At 61.5% G+C, this 15,419-nt stretch carries 12 protein-coding genes; 3 read left to right on the top strand and 9 right to left on the bottom strand.

Annotated features, from left to right (window positions below; genetic code table 11):
* Nucleotides 1-318 precede the first annotated feature (318 nt).
* Nucleotides 319-993, top strand: coding sequence for a transcriptional repressor LexA (gene lexA / locus AB8E48_RS04360; protein ID WP_070737306.1), 675 nt, complete (start codon nucleotides 319-321; stop codon nucleotides 991-993).
* Between the two features lie 151 nt (nucleotides 994-1,144).
* On the opposite strand, the gene AB8E48_RS04365 is transcribed toward lexA, so the two are convergent.
* Both AB8E48_RS04365 and hflX read right to left on the bottom strand, forming a co-directional pair.
* Entirely contained in the window at nucleotides 1,145-3,211 is a 2,067-nt protein-coding gene (locus AB8E48_RS04365) for an ATP-dependent DNA helicase (protein WP_368885885.1), read from the bottom strand.
* A 6-nt stretch (nucleotides 3,212-3,217) separates the two neighbouring features.
* Nucleotides 3,218-4,930, bottom strand: a complete 1,713-nt coding sequence (gene hflX / locus AB8E48_RS04370) for a GTPase HflX (protein WP_368885886.1) — start codon at nucleotides 4,928-4,930, stop codon at nucleotides 3,218-3,220.
* Nucleotides 4,931-5,073: 143 nt separating this feature from the next.
* Between hflX and AB8E48_RS04375 the strand changes: the two genes are divergently transcribed.
* On the top strand, nucleotides 5,074-5,697 hold the full coding sequence (locus AB8E48_RS04375) for a class I SAM-dependent methyltransferase (RefSeq protein ID WP_368885887.1): 624 nt from the start codon (nucleotides 5,074-5,076) through the stop codon (nucleotides 5,695-5,697).
* A 125-nt stretch (nucleotides 5,698-5,822) separates the two neighbouring features.
* On the opposite strand, the gene dapF is transcribed toward AB8E48_RS04375, so the two are convergent.
* The 3 genes from dapF to miaB form a co-directional block, all read right to left on the bottom strand.
* Complete coding sequence (gene dapF / locus AB8E48_RS04380; protein WP_070643906.1) at nucleotides 5,823-6,758, bottom strand: diaminopimelate epimerase; 936 nt, start codon at nucleotides 6,756-6,758, stop codon at nucleotides 5,823-5,825.
* Nucleotides 6,759-6,854: 96 nt separating this feature from the next.
* A complete protein-coding gene (miaA, locus tag AB8E48_RS04385) occupies nucleotides 6,855-7,775 on the bottom strand; it encodes a tRNA (adenosine(37)-N6)-dimethylallyltransferase MiaA (RefSeq protein WP_368885888.1) in 921 nt (306 codons plus the stop codon).
* Between the two features lie 83 nt (nucleotides 7,776-7,858).
* Nucleotides 7,859-9,373 (bottom strand): tRNA (N6-isopentenyl adenosine(37)-C2)-methylthiotransferase MiaB, encoded by a 1,515-nt coding sequence (gene miaB / locus AB8E48_RS04390; RefSeq protein WP_368885889.1) that lies wholly within the window; start codon nucleotides 9,371-9,373, stop codon nucleotides 7,859-7,861.
* A gap of 35 nt (nucleotides 9,374-9,408) precedes the next feature.
* On the opposite strand from miaB, the gene AB8E48_RS04395 reads away from it, so the two are divergent.
* Nucleotides 9,409-10,794, top strand: a complete 1,386-nt coding sequence (locus tag AB8E48_RS04395) for a hemin ABC transporter substrate-binding protein (RefSeq protein ID WP_368885890.1) — start codon at nucleotides 9,409-9,411, stop codon at nucleotides 10,792-10,794.
* 175 nt (nucleotides 10,795-10,969) lie between these two features.
* On the opposite strand, the gene AB8E48_RS04400 is transcribed toward AB8E48_RS04395, so the two are convergent.
* From AB8E48_RS04400 to AB8E48_RS04415, 4 genes are all read right to left on the bottom strand, one after another.
* Nucleotides 10,970-12,676: a regulatory protein RecX gene (locus AB8E48_RS04400; RefSeq protein ID WP_368885891.1), complete on the bottom strand. Its 1,707-nt coding sequence runs from the start codon at nucleotides 12,674-12,676 to the stop codon at nucleotides 10,970-10,972.
* Nucleotides 12,677-12,898: 222 nt separating this feature from the next.
* On the bottom strand, nucleotides 12,899-14,002 hold the full coding sequence (gene recA, locus AB8E48_RS04405; protein ID WP_070643892.1) for a recombinase RecA: 1,104 nt from the start codon (nucleotides 14,000-14,002) through the stop codon (nucleotides 12,899-12,901).
* Nucleotides 14,003-14,391: 389 nt separating this feature from the next.
* Nucleotides 14,392-14,613: a DUF3046 domain-containing protein gene (locus AB8E48_RS04410; RefSeq protein ID WP_296545147.1), complete on the bottom strand. Its 222-nt coding sequence runs from the start codon at nucleotides 14,611-14,613 to the stop codon at nucleotides 14,392-14,394.
* 181 nt (nucleotides 14,614-14,794) lie between these two features.
* Nucleotides 14,795-15,202, bottom strand: a complete 408-nt coding sequence (locus tag AB8E48_RS04415; RefSeq protein WP_005507109.1) for a helix-turn-helix domain-containing protein — start codon at nucleotides 15,200-15,202, stop codon at nucleotides 14,795-14,797.
* Between the last annotated feature and the right edge of the window lie 217 nt (nucleotides 15,203-15,419).

A 15,419-nucleotide genomic window follows, 5' to 3' on the forward strand; every position in this document is an offset into this window, starting at 1 on the left:
TGTTCTACACTGGTGTCAAGAGACGTTCCACACGCTCCTGATGAGTCCTACTCACAGCAGGTTTCTGTATTCGTTACAGCTTGGTTCTGTATCGACCGCAGGTGCTGCTGGCTGAGTATTGCTGTGTAGGGCGGAGGCGCTGACTCGTTGCCTGCGCGTTGCTCCGGCACGATTAGAATTCCTCCACCCCCTGACGAGATAAGACCCATTTCGGCAGGGCCCCAAAAATTTTTAGGGCACGCATCAGAAAGCGTGTGAAGCACCCATCCGTACCCCGACCGGACTATAGAAATCGGGGCACAGACCGAAGGAAAAGAAATGGCAACAGCACCCCGTCCGGCGCTGACCGCGCGCCAGCAGAAGATTCTTGACGCGATCCGCACCGAGATTGAACAGAAGGGTTACCCGCCGTCCATGCGCCAGATTGGTGACATGGTGGGTCTTGCGTCCCTGTCCTCGGTCACCCACCAGCTCGGTCGCCTCGAGACTATGGGCTACATTCGCCGCGACCCCAAGCTCCCCCGCGCCATTGAGGTGTTGGATGAGAACGGCGTCGGCATGCACGGTAGCTCCTCCTCGTCCCTGCCCGAGCTTCCCAACTTTGAGGTCGGTGACGAAGACCTCGTGCCTGTTCCCCTGGTCGGACGAATTGCAGCGGGCGGTCCCATCACCGCCGAGCAGTCCGTGGAGGATGTGCTCGCCCTGCCCCGTCAGCTGGTCGGTAGCGGCAAGCTCTTCATGCTCAAGGTCAAGGGTGACTCCATGATTGACGCCGCAATCTGCGACGGCGACTGGGTGGTTGTCCGCGAGCAGCACACCGCCGACAACGGCGATATTGTTGCAGCGTTGCTTGACGATGAGGCAACCGTGAAGGTGTTCCGTCAGGTCGACGGCCACACCTGGCTCATGCCGCGCAACTCCAACTACGAGCCGATTATGGGCGACCGCGCAACCGTCATGGGTAAGGTCGTCTCCGTGCTGCGCAGTCTCTAGACCGTGTTGCGCAGTCTCTAGAGACATAACGCTAAGGCTTTTAGCTCTACATAAAAATCACCCCGGTGACACGCGAATGTTCACGTATCACCGGGGTGATTTTTATATTTCCAAAGCGGGGCGGCGCCGCCAGGACTGGAGCCTGCCGGAGCTAACGCTCAATACCCGCCGAAAGACGAGCCAGCGCACCAATCACGGCTGTTTTATTCTGCGTCGACCACATGGGCGGCATAGCCTTCATCAAGAAACCGCCGTAACGCTTAGTCGCCACACGAGAATCCAGCACAGCCACGACGCCGCGGTCATTCACCGAACGAATCAGGCGGCCCGCGCCCTGCGCCATACGAATCGCCGCGTGGTGAGCAGAAACCGCCATAAAGCCGTTACCGCGGTGACGGTTCACCGCCTCCGTACGAGCCTGCGCAATCGGGTCATCCGGGCGCGGGAACGGAATGCGGTCCATCACCACCAGGCGGCACGAGTCGCCCGGAACGTCCACGCCCTGCCACAGGCTCATCGTGCCGAACAGGCACGAGTCAACGTCCTCGCTGAACTCCTCCACCAGAGCCTTGAGCGAAGACTCGCCCTGCAGAAGAATGTTCAGGTCGCTGTGCTCACGCATGTACTCGGCGGCACGCTCGGCGGCACGCTTCGAAGAGAACAGGCCCAGGGCGCCGCCCTCGGATGCCTCGCACAGCTCACGAAGTCGCTCCAGCTGGCCCTCGTGCACGCCAAATCCCGGAGGCTTCAAATCCCCGGCAACGTACATGATGCCCTGCTTGCGGTAGTCGAAGGGCGAACCCACATCGATGCTCGTCCAGCGGGGCGCGCCCTCGCCCTGCAGACCCAGGGCGGCGGCGGCAACGTCAAAAGAGTCGCCCACCGTCAGGGTCGCGCTCGTCAAAATCACGGTGCGGTCAGCAAAGAGTCCGTCACGTAGCTGCAGACCGACGCTCAGCGGCGCAATGTTCAGGGTCGCGGGGTCGGTATCGGAGGCGGCAACGTAGCGGCCGTTCTCCCAGCCGCCCTGACGGGAAATCCACAGCACATCCTGCTCGGCAGAAGCCTCCAGAATGCGGCTGCTCATATCGTGCACCTCAGAGACACGCGAGCGCGCCATCTGCAGGCCCGCGTCAACGTCCTGGCCGTCCGGCTTGGTGTCGGATAGGGCGGTTCGGGCGGCATCATTCACCGCAGAAATCGCGGTCAGGAGGCGACCGTCCAGGCCCTTCAGCAGGCCCTCGGCAAGACCCTCGAAAGCGGTCTCCAGGGTGCCTGCCGCCATTTCCAGGGCACCGGAATCAGCCTTCGAATGCTTCTTCACGCTACGCGCCGCACGGCGAACCATCGCAACCGTCAAAGAACCAGACACCGCGCCGGTCACGCGGTCCACCAGCTCATGAGCCTCATCAATAATGACCGTCTCGTGCTCGGGCAGAACCTTCATGCCCTCAAAAGCGTTAATCGCCAGCAGGGCGTGGTTCGTGATGACAATGTCGGCCTCAGCGGCACGGCTACGCGCCATCTCGCTAAAGCACTCCTCCACCAGCGGGCAGCGGCGACCCAAACACTCGGCGGCGCTCACCGACACCTGAGCCCAGGCGCGATCAGAGACGCCGGGCTTCAGCTCGTCGCGGTCGCCGGTCTCAGTGCGGTCAGCCCACTCGCGCAGGCGCACCACTTCCTCACCCACGCGGGAGGTCGAAGAAGGCATGTCAAAGAGAGCATCCGGCTCGTCTTCCGGGTAGCCGCCCTCCAGCTTATGCAGGCAGAGGTAGTTGTTGCGGCCCTTGAGCAGAGCCACCTGAGCCTGAGACTCCGGACGCGGCTCCAGCGCTTCCAGAAGACGCGGAATATCGCGGTTCACAATCTGCGCCTGCAGGGCGAGGGTCGCCGTCGCAACCACAATCGGCTGGTCAGACTCCCCCACGCGCGCCAGGGCAGGAACAAGGTAGCCCAGGGACTTACCGGTACCGGTACCAGCCTGAACCAGGAGGTGGCGCTGCAGCTCAAGAGCCTGCGCCACATGCGCCGCCATGGTGCGCTGACCGGCACGGTTCTGACCTCCGGTGGCGGCAACCGCCTCGTCCAGCAGGGTCAGGGCATCCTTAGCACCGGGCAGGGTCTCAAGCTCCTGCCCGGTGAATCGGGTGCCGTCGGTTGCGGGTGCGGTTCCCGGGGCGTTTTTGGGCGCGTTGATGCTCTCGGTCACGCTCATACGCTCCTAGAGAGCCTCAGAATCAGAGGGCTGCTCAGGCTCAGATGCGGTCGCCTCAGTGAGAGCGCGTGCCTCCGCAAGTTCCTCTTCCAGAACCTCCAGCAGGTCGCCTTCCAGCACATACTCGGACAGCTCAGAAGCGATATCCTCACGAACCAGAGCCACCACGAAGGTGCCGTCCGATACGAAATCGGTGCTCTTAATTTCGGCGTCCCACTCGTGCAGGCGCGAAATAATCTCGCCGTGCGAGTACGGAATCAGCAGCTTCACCTCAATGGAGGGGCGCGGAATGGTGTCCGCAATCTTCTGCTTCAGCTCGTCAATACCCTCACCGGTACGCGCCGAAACAATCACGTGCTCCGGCTCGCGCTGACGCATACGCTCCAGCACGAACGGGTCGGCGGCATCCGCCTTATTCAGCACAATAATTTCGGGGATATGGCGGGCATCAACCTCCGCGATGACCTCGCGGACAGCACGAATCTGCCCCTCCGGGTCCGGGTGCGAAGCATCCACCACGTGCAGGATCACGTCAGCATCAGCGACCTCTTCCAGGGTGGAGCGGAACGCCTCCACCAGCTGGGTCGGCAGCGAACGCACGAAACCCACCGTGTCGGAGAGGGTGTAGCCGATACCGTCCGGGGTCTGAGCCTTACGGACGGTCGGGTCCAGGGTCGCAAACAGGGCGTTCTCCACGAGCACGCCCGCGTCGGTCAGACGGTTCAGCAGGGAGGACTTACCCGCGTTCGTGTACCCGGCAATAGCAACCGAAGGTACTCGGTTACGGCGACGGTTCAGGCGCTTCGTCTCACGTGCCGGCGCCATCGCAGCAATCTCACGCTTCAGCTTCGCCATGCGAGCGCGCAGGCGGCGGCGGTCCATCTCAATCTTGGTTTCACCGGGACCACGGGAACCGATACCCTCACCGGCTGCGGCACGGCCACCCGCCTGACGGGACAGGGACGCACCCCAACCACGCAGACGCGGCAGCATGTACTCCAGCTGAGCCAGCTCAACCTGCGCCTTACCTTCGCGAGACTTAGCGTGCTGAGCGAAAATGTCGAGAATCAGGGCGGTGCGGTCAATGACCTTGACCTTCACAATGTCTTCGAGGGCACGACGCTGAGAGGGCGCCAGCTCGGAGTCGACAATCACGGTGTCGGCGCCGGTCGCCTCCACGATGTCCTTGAGTTCCAGCGCCTTACCGGAGCCGAGGAAGGTGCCGGGGTCCGGCTTGAGGCGGCGCTGAACCAGACCGTCCAGAACCTCGGAACCTGCGGTTTCAGCCAGTGCGGCGAGCTCACGCAGGGAGTTCTCGGCGTCCTCCACGGTGCCTTCGGTCCACAGGCCGGCGAGCACCACACGCTCCAGGCGCAGCTGGCGGTACTCAACCTCGGTGACGTCTTCAAGCTCGGTGGAGAGGTTCGCGATACGGCGCAGTGCGCGGCGCTCGGCGAGATCTTCCTGGTCACCGTCAAATTCGGAATGCTCGCGCTGAACATCAGAAATTTCACGCGCGCGAGTATCCAGCACACGGCGGCTATTGTTGCCGTGGGTGCTGGAGGAGTTGTCGCTGTGGTGCGCGGTACCGGCGGCATCATAGGTCGTGACGGAGGCGGCGGCCTGGGAGCGACCCAGAACGCGGTCTACGGTGCGGCGCAGCTGCTCATCGCTGGGCAGCTTTTCGGTATCAGATACGGGGGTGTTCTTAGAATTCATACGGTTACAATTCTACCGCCGTTGCCCGCATCGGGTAGGGGGTTCGGTCGCCTGTGCGCTCAGGGCGTGCAAGCTGCTGACTCACCCCGCACATACTCTGCCCGTGTGCGGCGGGATCTTGCCCTACCGGTACACTGGATAGCATGAGCGAGCAGCATTATTTCTCCGAAACCCCCGAGACCGAGTTCAAGCCCCGCCCCGTGCAGGTGGAGCTTGCCGGCCGCAAGGTCACCGTCACCACCGCTAACGGTATTTTCAGCCCTTCCGGCATTGATAAGGGCACCGCTATTTTGCTGCAGGAAGCACCCGACCCGCAGGGCGAACGCATGCTCGACATCGGCTGCGGTTGGGGCCCCATCACCCTGACTCTGGCGATGCTCGCCCCGCAGGCGCAGGTGCACGCGGTGGACGTGAACTCCCGCTCCATTAGCCTGACCGAACGCAACGCCGCCGCTCTCGGCCTGCCCAACGTGACCGTGGGAACCCCCGAATCTGTCGACCCCGAACTGCGTTTCGATACCATCTGGTCGAACCCGCCAATTCGCGTGGGCAAGGAGGTCCTTCACGAGATCCTGCTGACCTGGCTGCCACGCCTGGCACCCGGCGGTGACGCCTACCTGGTGGTTCAGAAGAACCTGGGCTCCGATTCACTACAGAAGTGGATGGATGCGCAGCTTGAGGAACTGCACCCCGGCGAGTTTGAGATCTCGCGCTATGCCACCTCGAAGGGCTTCCGTATTCTGCAGGTGCACCGCTACGAAGACTAAAGTCCCTGACGCTGACCACTAGGGGACGTAAAAGCGGCGGGTGTTTTCTGATTTTAGTTTCAGAAAACACCCGCCGCTTTTGTATATCAAAGTCTCTATCGAGGACTGCTCGCTATCGCAGCAGACTATCGCAGCACGACGGTTGCAACCATCTGCGCCGGACCAGCCAGAACCACATGCTCCAGGTCGTCCGGGCCCAGTACGAAAGTCACCGCGAGGGTGCCGCCGGGCACGTGCACAAGCCACTCATCCGGAGCTTCCTCGCCACCCCAGAAACGGGTCGCCGCAGCCGCCGCACACGCACCGGTACCGCAGGAGAGGGTCTCGCCCACGCCGCGTTCGTGCACGCGCATACGGATAGCGCCCACCTGCGCACCGCTCTCAACATCCAGGTCGACCGGCACCACAAACTCAACGTTCGTGCCGTTGACCGGGGCGGGGTTCACCTGCGGCAGGCTGTGCAGGTCCAGGCCGTCCAGCTTACCGTCGGAACCGAGCATCACCACGGTGTGCGGGTTACCCATCGAAATGGACAGACCAGCACGCGGAGTCTTCAAGCCGCGAGCAGACACCAGGCAATCCTCGCCACCCTCACGGGCGGCGTCACCGTGAATGAAGCTCCACGGACCCATGTCAATCGCGTAGCCCTCTTCGGTGCGAGCCACAGTCTTCACGCCGGCACGGGTACCAATCTTGACGGTCTCGCCCACCTCAAGCTCAATCAGGCCCTCAGTGCGCAGGTACTCCACGAACGCACGCACACCGTTGCCGCACATCTCTGCGATAGAGCCGTCACCATTGCGGTAGTCCATGAACCAGACAGCGTCCGGGTGCTCCTCAAGCAACTTCTGACCCGCACGGGAGGCGGTGCTGCGGGCAGCACGAATGAAGCCGTCCGCACCAATGCCGAAGTGGCGGTCGCAGGCGCGGGCTACCAGCTCGGGGGTGAGAGCAATTTCTGCGTTCTCGTCCGTCAGAAAGATGAAGTCGTTACCGGTGCCGTGACCCTTGGTGAGGGTCAGGCCTGCCAGCTCGCCCCAGATGGAAGGGTTCTCGCTCATATGCTGTCCTTAAGGTTGGTGACCTGTCCGTTTATGATTTTACCGCGCCGACCGGTTCGAAGGGGTATCTGTTCGGCGGCGGCTCGTTATTGTGGCTTATCGGGTGCTTTCGCGGATGATGGCTTCCGCTTCATCGGCAAGGGTGGGTGAGAGCGCATCTAGCCACTGCACGCGCGGGTCCGTACGGAACCAGGTCAGCTGGCGGCGCGCAAACTGGCGGGTCGCAATCGTCGTATCCTTAATCGCCTGCTCCACGCTGTACTCCGAATCATCAAGGGCGCGAGCGAACTGCGCGTAACCAATCGCGCGGGAGGCGGTCTTTCCCTCCTGCAGGCCCTGCTCGTTCAGGGTGCGAATCTCATCGAGCAGACCCTGCTCATGCATCAGCTCCACGCGGCGGTGCAGACGCTCGTGCAGCAGGGCACGATCCATATCCAGACCGATCTGCACGCTCTCGGTCACGTACTCGCGCACCGGCATGAATGCCGAGAACGGGCGGCCCGTCACCTCAAACACCTCCAGTGCACGAATAATGCGGCGCTCATCCTTCACGCGCGCCGCCGACTCCGGGTCGACCTCCGCCAGGCGGGCGTGCAGAGCACCGATACCCTCGGTACGTGCCTGCTCCTCCAGGCGCTCGCGCACCCGCGCATCCGTGCCGGGGAACTCCAACTTATCCAGGGCGGCACGCACATACAGGCCGGAACCACCCACCAGAATCGGGTAGCGGCCACGGCCACGAATCTGCTCAATCAGCTCACGGCTGCGCTCCTGAAACTCCGCCACGGATGCCTCATCCCGCACGTCCATAATGTCGAGCAGGTGGTGCGGAACGCCGCGCATCTCCTCTGCAGTGACCTTCGCGGTACCAATATCCATGCCCCGGTAGAACTGCATGGAGTCAGCGTTAATGCACTCACCATTCAGGCGCAGAGCCAGCTCAATGGCGAGTGCACTCTTACCGGTGCCGGTCGGGCCCACAATAGCGATAACGGGCAGAGTTTCGGAGATAGTCATGCGCCCCATTCTACCGGTTCCCTCGCCCCCACTTGCGTGGCGGCAAGAGCCCGAGGAACAGGGCGCATGATTCGTTATAGGTTTTATGGGCGCAGACCGATGGTCGGCATGCCCAGACCCACCGGCGCACCGGGCACCTGGGTGGTGCCGGTACCGCAAGAGTCAGCCTGGGAGCGGTCCCACGCGTCACCGGCGCGGGTGCGGCGCAGCTGGTACTGCTCGGCGGTCGGGTCAGAAATCAGGTGGAAGGAACCAGCCTCGGTAACGGGCACGGTGACCATGTCGCCGGGGCGGGGAGTCTCGCAACCCTCGGGCACCGAGAAATGCACGAGGCGCTGGTCCGGGCCGCGACCAGAAAGGCGGTGAGTCTGGTCAGCCTTACGACCTGCCTCCGCAACGACCATCAGCTCAACGGTCTTACCGAGCTGCTTGCGGTTCTCCTCACCGGCAATACGATCCTGCAGGGCAATCAGACGCTCATAGCGTTCCTGCACGACCTCCTTCGGGATCTGGTTCTCCATGGTCGCCGCCGGGGTGCCGGGGCGAATCGAGTACTGGAAGGTGAACGCGGAGGAGAAACGAGCCTGCTCCACAACCTTCAGGGTCTCCTGGAAGTCCTCCTCGGTTTCGCCGGGGAAGCCCACAATAATGTCGGTGGTAATCACGGCGTTCGGGATGCGCTCGCGCACCTTGTCCAGAATGTTCAGGAACTTCTTGGAACGGTAGGAGCGGCGCATGTCCTTAAGCACCTTGTCGGAGCCGGATTGCAGCGGCATGTGCAGAACGGGCATGACGTTCGGAGTCTCCGCCATCGCGTCAATCACGTCGTCGGTGAACATTGCCGGGTGCGGGGAGGTGAAGCGCACGCGCTCCAGGCCCTCAATCTCGCCGCAGGCACGCAGCAGCTTGGAGAACGCCTGGCGGTCGCCAAACTCCACGCCGTAGGAGTTCACGTTCTGGCCCAGCAGGGTCACCTCAATAGCGCCGTCGTCGACCAGCGCCTGAACCTCGGCGAGAATGTCGCCGGGGCGGCGGTCCTTCTCCTTACCGCGCAGGGACGGCACGATGCAGAAGGTGCAGGTGTTGTTACAGCCCACAGAAATCGATACCCAGCCGGAGTACACGTGATCGCGCTTGGTCGGCAGGGTCGAGGGGAAAACTTCGAGGGATTCGAGCAGTTCTGCCTGCGCCTCGTGGTTGTGGCGGGCACGCTCCAGCAGCGCCGGCAGGGAACCAATATTGTGGGTGCCGAACACGACGTCAACCCAGGGCGCCTTCTCAATGATGGCGTCCTGATCCTTCTGCGCCAGGCAGCCCCCCACGGCGATCTGCATGCCCTTGTGGGCGCGCTTGACCGGCGCGAGCTGGCCAAGGTGACCGTACAGGCGGTTGGAAGCATTTTCGCGAACCGCGCAGGTGTTGAACACGACCAGGTCGGGCTGGGTGCCTTCCTCAGCGCGAACGTAGCCGTTAGCCTCCAGCAGGCCGGACATTCGTTCGGAGTCGTGCACGTTCATCTGGCAGCCGAAAGTGCGCACTTCATAGGTGCGGGGGCTGGTTTCGGGGGTCTGGGCGGAATCGCTGAGGGTCGAAGTCATGCCCTATAGGGTATCCGATGGGGGATAATGGCTCTATGCAGGTTTCCCTTAGTAGTAACTTTCCGGCTCTGTCACCGAACGATTCTTCCGCCCCCGCCCCTGACGGGGAGCTTCTGAGCACCCTCATTGAGGAGGCGATTGCCGCCTACTCCCCCGTACCGCCTCAGGCGAGTGCCGATTCTGCCTCGATGCGTCAGAACCTGATGCAGCTACTCTGCTGGGCACACTCTTTGGAGCAGGTGGCTGGTCGTACGGTTGAGCGCGTGCAGATTCTGGGCACCGGCATGCGTTCCGTTGTGGTGCGTGTGGCGTATGAGCCTGCCGCCGAATCTGCCCAGTCTTTCGAATCTGCCCAGTCTTTGCCGACCTCGATTATTGTAAAGCGTTACCGCCGTAAAGATTCGACGGTGAACGCGGGCGGTTTCGGGTACTTGCGTGAGCGCTACGGTTTGGAGGCGCTGAACCAGCAGGTTCCGGGTCTGTTCCCGCAGCTCTACGGTGCGGACGCCGAACTGCGCGTGCTGGCGCTGGAGGATGTGAGCGCCGGAACCGTTGAGGGCGAGCAGTATTCGGTCGCCCACGCCCTGCTGGAGGGCACCGAGCAGCAGGCGCTGGATGCGCTGAGCTACTACATTGAGGCGTACCGTTCCCTTGCCGCCAGCGGCATTATGGGCGAGGCGGTGGAGGATTACCGCCTGAACCTGGCGCGCGCTGACCGCAAGGCGCAGTTCCCGGGCGCTATTGCCTCGCCGGGGCTGGCTGAGCGCGGCTTGAAGAAGCTGTACGGTGTGGCTGACGAGGCACGTGCGCCCGAGCACGGCGCTGACTCTAGCCCCGCTTCTGCCTCCGCTGAGCATGAGGATGCGCCCGTTCTTCCCGCTGCGGTTGAGGAGCTGTCCTTCCGTTTCCGCCGCGTTCTGCAGCCTTTCTTTACCAAGCGCCCGCCGGTACCCGAGCAGTTCAAGCTCAACCGCGGCAAGGTGTATATGCTCTCTTCGGGCGATTTTTCGCCGCAGAACGTACTGATCGGTTCGGCGGACGGCGCGCAGGTGCGCATGGTCGACGCGGAAGGCACCTGCCTGCACCACCGCGGCTTCCCCTTCGTTGAGGCGATGCTGGGCTTCCCCTCCTCGCCGGAGTACCCGCGCTACCGGGTGGACCGCAAGAAGGCGCTACCGGCGCTGTACTCGGCGCTTTTCGAGGACGCCCCGCTGGATGAGCACCTGGCGGAGGACCTTGCCGTGTGCGCGGCAGTGACCGTATGCGCTTTGCTTGAGCTGTACTCCTCTTCGGCGCGTTCTGACTTGTTGCCGCGTATTCGCCGCGAAGGTGCGCAACTGATGCGCCTGCTGCTGGAAATCGCCGGCTCTCAGGATGCAACCCTCGCCGAGTTCGCGGAGCGTCTGGGTGCCGCTGAATAAGCGACAGAGCAGGCATCAAATATAGCCTTCAACAAGGCGCTTTATACAGCTCAAAACGTAAAGGGTGAGCCCGCCACAGAGTATGTCTGTAGCAGGCTCACCCTTTATTGTGCCTATTTTCGCGGTCACCCCGGCATGGGTCTATCCGTGCGTGCGGAACGTATATATTCGCCCTCTACCAGAGCTCGTCCTCCGCACCGTAGGCGGCAAGCTCCTCACGAATCACCGACATCGACACCGAAGAGGAGTACCCGCGGCGAGCCAGCATCCCCAGCAGTCGGCGGGTGACCTTATCCTTTTCGGCGCGGTCACTCAGGTCCATTCCAGGGCGCAGCTTCTTACGCACCAGCTCGGCGGCGTCCTCACGTTCCTGCTCGTCGGTGCGCTGAGCCAGGGCGTTCTCCGCTTCTTCACCGCGCACCCCGCGCTCAGCGAGCTCACGGCGAAGCGCCGCGCGGGAGAGCTTCTTGGTACGACTCTTCTGCGCTACAAACGTCTGGGCGTATTCGGCGTCGTCAATGAGTTTTGCCGCCTCGAACTTATCGAGCAGCGACTCAATGAGCTCAGCCTCGAAGCCTTCCGACTGAAGCTTCTTACGCAGCTGACCTCGGGTCTTTGCCGAGTACGCCAGCTGGTTGTATACGATGGTCTTAGCGCGAGTGTAGGGGTCGGTTTCTTCGGCGGCGCGGGCGGCGCGTACCTTCTGCTTCCATGAGGGCACGTTGCTTTCCGGCTGTGAAGTGGTGTTTCCCCTCTGAGAGCTGCCCGGCTGAGAACCGTACGCTCGAGAACCACCCCTTTGGGAACCAGCCGAAGCGGCGCGGCGCTTTCCAGTACCGACGCCCTGCGCCTCCTCCTCGGCGATACCGCGGATGAGTGCCTCTTCGGCGGGGGTGAGTTCTTCGTTCAAGCTACTTCCCTCCCTAAATAGGTTGCTTCCCAAGCCGCGGCGCGCAGGACTCTTGCGGGTTTCCTCGTCGTCACTGCGAGCCCCGAAGGCGGGCGCATAGGGCGAACAGCTCCGCATTTTCTCTTCCTGCGCCGCACTCATGCGACGGAATCCGCGCTTATAGTCGGTATTCTTGGAGGCACGCGAAGACTTGCGTTTCTTCTGTTTATCCCGCTGCGCAGCTTGCCTCTCGATCTCTTCTTTTTCTTCGGCGGTGAGCCCCGATCCGATGGATGCGGCACCGGATCGACTCATGCGGCCTGCCGCCATGGGGCGCGGTTCAGCACCGCCGGGCATGAACGCACGCTGGGGCGCCTCATCAATGGAGACGGCGGGCAGGTTCGGGTCGACGAGCAGGCTACGGCGCGGCGATTTGCCGTCTTCCTCAGAGCTGCCACCTTCAGAGCTACCACCTTCAGAGTTAGCAGGCACAGCCTGCAGGGGTAGCTCGGGTACGCGGAACTCACCTGCGTAGTCGCCGCCGTTATCGCGGGCGATGCTTTCTTCGATAAAGCCGTGGGCGGCGGGGTGCCAGTCCGGAAACTCCTCTGCGGCTACCTGTTCCGTGGCCTTGTTCCACGTCCATTTCTTGGGTGCAGGCTTTTCGGGCTGAGCTGTTTTCTGCGTGGGCTCTAGCTCAATGGGCGCGGGCTCCAGAACAGGTGCAGCCTGCGGTGTCTCCCAGCTAAGGGTGGGCTCCGCCAGGGTGGCGGGCGCCTCAAAGCTGAGCGCTTCGAAGCCGCCTACCTCAACCGGCGGGGCAATAGGTTCAAAGGAAATAGCGGGCTCGAAGGAAATAGACGCTGAGAATACAGCGTCACCAAGAGCTGAGGAACCAAAGTGCGGTTCAGTCGCATCCAGCGCCGCAAATCCGGCATCGCCGTCACGTGTGCTGTTTCGCTCGTGCTCTTCATGACCGTTCTGTTCCGTCATGTTCAGTTCCTCCTCTCCCCTTGTGTCAGGTCGCTTGATAGCTCCCTTTGCCCCGCTGTAGGGTGCTCCCCCATTGTATCTAGGCGTTATCTCGGCGCCTCGATACTCCCCTTATTGCGCGCCCGTTAACACGCTCCCGTTAACGACAGATTGCCGTGCGCCGTGCGGAATGCACAGCACACGGCAATTCAGTCGTGGCATTACAAAGCCTTATATGAGGGCTTAGAACTCCTCAGCCAGCTCATCCAGCGGGTCGTTACCCTCGGACTCAGCTGCTGCCTGCTCGTCAGCTTCTTCCTCAATAATGCCCAACTTCACCAGAACCTTGTACTGCAGTTCCTCGGTGAGCTCGGGGTTATCCTTGAGCAGCTTACGAACGTTCTCGCGGCCCTGACCCAGCTGCTCACCGTCGTAGGTGAACCATGCGCCGGACTTCTTGACGATGTCATTCTCCACCGCCAGGTCAAGGATGCCGCCCTCAACGGAGATGCCCTCACCGTAGAGGATGTCAAACTCAGCCTGCTTGAAGGGCGGAGCCATCTTGTTCTTCACGACCTTGGCGCGGGTACGGTTACCAATCGGGTTTGCACCGTCCTTGAGGGTCTCAATGCGGCGAATGTCGATACGAACCGAAGCGTAGAACTTCAGCGCCTTACCACCGGTGGTGGTTTCGGGGGAGCCGAAGAAGACACCAATCTTCTCACGCAGCTGGTTGATGAAGATTGCGGTGGTGCCAGTTGCGGAGAGGCGGCCGGTAATCTTACGCAGAGCCTGGCTCATGAGGCGAGCCTGCAGACCCACGTGGGAGTCACCCATGTCGCCTTCAATTTCGGCGCGGGGTACCAGAGCAGCCACGGAGTCGACGACCACGATATCAACGGCGCCGGAACCAACCAGCATGTCCATGATTTCCAGTGCCTGCTCGCCGGTGTCGGGCTGAGAGACCAGCAGCTGGTCGATGTCCACACCCAGCTTTGCCGCGTAAATCGGGTCCAGTGCGTGCTCGGCGTCGATGAACGCTGCCACGCCGCCTGCCTTCTGAACGTTCGCTACCGCGTGCAGTGCGACGGTGGTCTTACCGGAGGACTCGGGACCGTAAATCTCGATGACGCGGCCCCGGGGCAGACCGCCAATGCCCAGAGCGGCATCCAGAGCGATAGCGCCGGTGGAGATAACCTCGGTCTTGGTGGTTTCCTTATCACCCAGGCGCATGACTGCACCCTTGCCGTAGTTCTTGTCGATCTGTGCCATCACGGCTTCAAGTGCCTTGGCGCGACCCTCTTCGGGAACGCGAGCTACGCTCTGAGACTTGGTGTTCTTAGCCACGGTAGTACCTCGTTCTTTGTGTTGTCAGTGGTTGACGGGAGTAATGTTTCTTCGGAATCGGTGGGACTCGTAATCGAGACCTGAAGGTTTTGGCCTACCGGTTCCTTCTGAGACTACTCTAGGGTCACAGCCTGACAGGATAAGGCCATTTTTTAAAATCTGTGGAAAACTTTGAAGATTTTTCCGAAAAATTCCTGATGTGGAAAAGTCTAGCACGAATCGAACAAAATTACGACCCAGTTTCGAATGAATCGGATAGGGTTTCGGCATATATTTTCGAAAAACCCCGAAATTTCGGCTGATTATTCGAAAACACCACCCGCGCGAGCGTGAGCACTCGAACACATAGGGTGCCCCGCCCATGCGGTAGGCAATGCCAGCCCCGCTACTTAGCGCAACGGCTCCTTATCCGGCCCCAGGCGGCGCTCCTGCGGAATCTCCTGTTCATCGCAGATCGCAAGCCACACATCCTTCGGATTAACGCCCTGGTCCAGCGCCTCCGCAGCGGTCACATGGCCCAGCGAGCCCAGCACCAAGTCCCGCGCCAGCACCGGCGCATACCCGGCACCGAACTCGTACTCCATGCACGCCCAAAATTCGCTCAGCTTCACAAGCGCTCCTTCCGTTTCACCGCTAGTTCGCTTCATAATTCGTCACATCGCCCGAGAAATAAACCCGAGAACAAACCCAGAACTAGTCCAGAGTAAACCCGAGAATAAGCGATGCCGCACACCCACCTTACGGGGATGCACGGCATCGCTTCACGTTTAACGCGGCATCAGCCGCCTCGCATTACTTCGAGAGAATGTAGTAATCGCTCTTGTACTGCTCAGACATTTCAGCCGGAACAGTATCCGGAATCTGAACGCCCTCGAGAACCGCCATACGGTCGGCAACCTCACGCAGCATCTGGGACATCGGAATGTCCAGAGCCTGGCAAATCCACGCCAGCAGTTCGGAGGAAGCTTCCTTCTGACCGCGCTCAACTTCGCTCAGGTAACCGAGGGAAACACGGGCACGCTGGGAAACCTCGCGCAGGGTGCGGCCCTGACGCTGGCGAACATCGCGAAGAACCTCACCGATTGCCTGTCGCAGGGGAACAACCTTAGCTTCCTCAACGACCGGGGCGACCTGACGGGGGGTCTCCTCGATTTCCTTCCACTTAGTAATGCCATTAATCGATACGCGCTGCTTAGCCATGAGCTTCTATATCACTTTCCTGAGTAGGTATTCCCGACCTGCGGGACTGTACAGAGTTAAGCCTAACTGATTTTTGAGGCACGGGCTAGGAGCCTCGCCATTTTCATCCTCTTCTTGCGGCTTGTATCTATTCAAACAGGCGAACCTATGCCTTTATTCCTGCGGAGCTGAGAGAACCCTGTGAATATATTTGAACCGTAAAATTTCTTCTCAGATA

The sequence above is a fragment of the Rothia mucilaginosa genome (assembly GCF_964211445.1).
Lineage (GTDB): Bacteria > Actinomycetota > Actinomycetes > Actinomycetales > Micrococcaceae > Rothia > Rothia mucilaginosa_E.

Excerpts from the sequence above, each read along its gene's own strand:
- lexA (WP_070737306.1), top strand. The coding sequence starts at position 319 with ATGGCAACAGCACCCCGTCCGGCGCTGACCGCGCGCCAGCAGAAGATT.
- AB8E48_RS04365 (WP_368885885.1), bottom strand. The coding sequence starts at position 3,211 with ATGAGCGTGACCGAGAGCATCAACGCGCCCAAAAACGCCCCGGGAACC.
- hflX (WP_368885886.1), bottom strand. The coding sequence starts at position 4,930 with ATGAATTCTAAGAACACCCCCGTATCTGATACCGAAAAGCTGCCCAGC.
- AB8E48_RS04375 (WP_368885887.1), top strand. The coding sequence starts at position 5,074 with ATGAGCGAGCAGCATTATTTCTCCGAAACCCCCGAGACCGAGTTCAAG.
- dapF (WP_070643906.1), bottom strand. The coding sequence starts at position 6,758 with ATGAGCGAGAACCCTTCCATCTGGGGCGAGCTGGCAGGCCTGACCCTC.
- miaA (WP_368885888.1), bottom strand. The coding sequence starts at position 7,775 with ATGACTATCTCCGAAACTCTGCCCGTTATCGCTATTGTGGGCCCGACC.
- miaB (WP_368885889.1), bottom strand. The coding sequence starts at position 9,373 with ATGACTTCGACCCTCAGCGATTCCGCCCAGACCCCCGAAACCAGCCCC.
- AB8E48_RS04395 (WP_368885890.1), top strand. The coding sequence starts at position 9,409 with ATGCAGGTTTCCCTTAGTAGTAACTTTCCGGCTCTGTCACCGAACGAT.
- AB8E48_RS04400 (WP_368885891.1), bottom strand. The coding sequence starts at position 12,676 with ATGACGGAACAGAACGGTCATGAAGAGCACGAGCGAAACAGCACACGT.
- AB8E48_RS04415 (WP_005507109.1), bottom strand. The coding sequence starts at position 15,202 with ATGGCTAAGCAGCGCGTATCGATTAATGGCATTACTAAGTGGAAGGAA.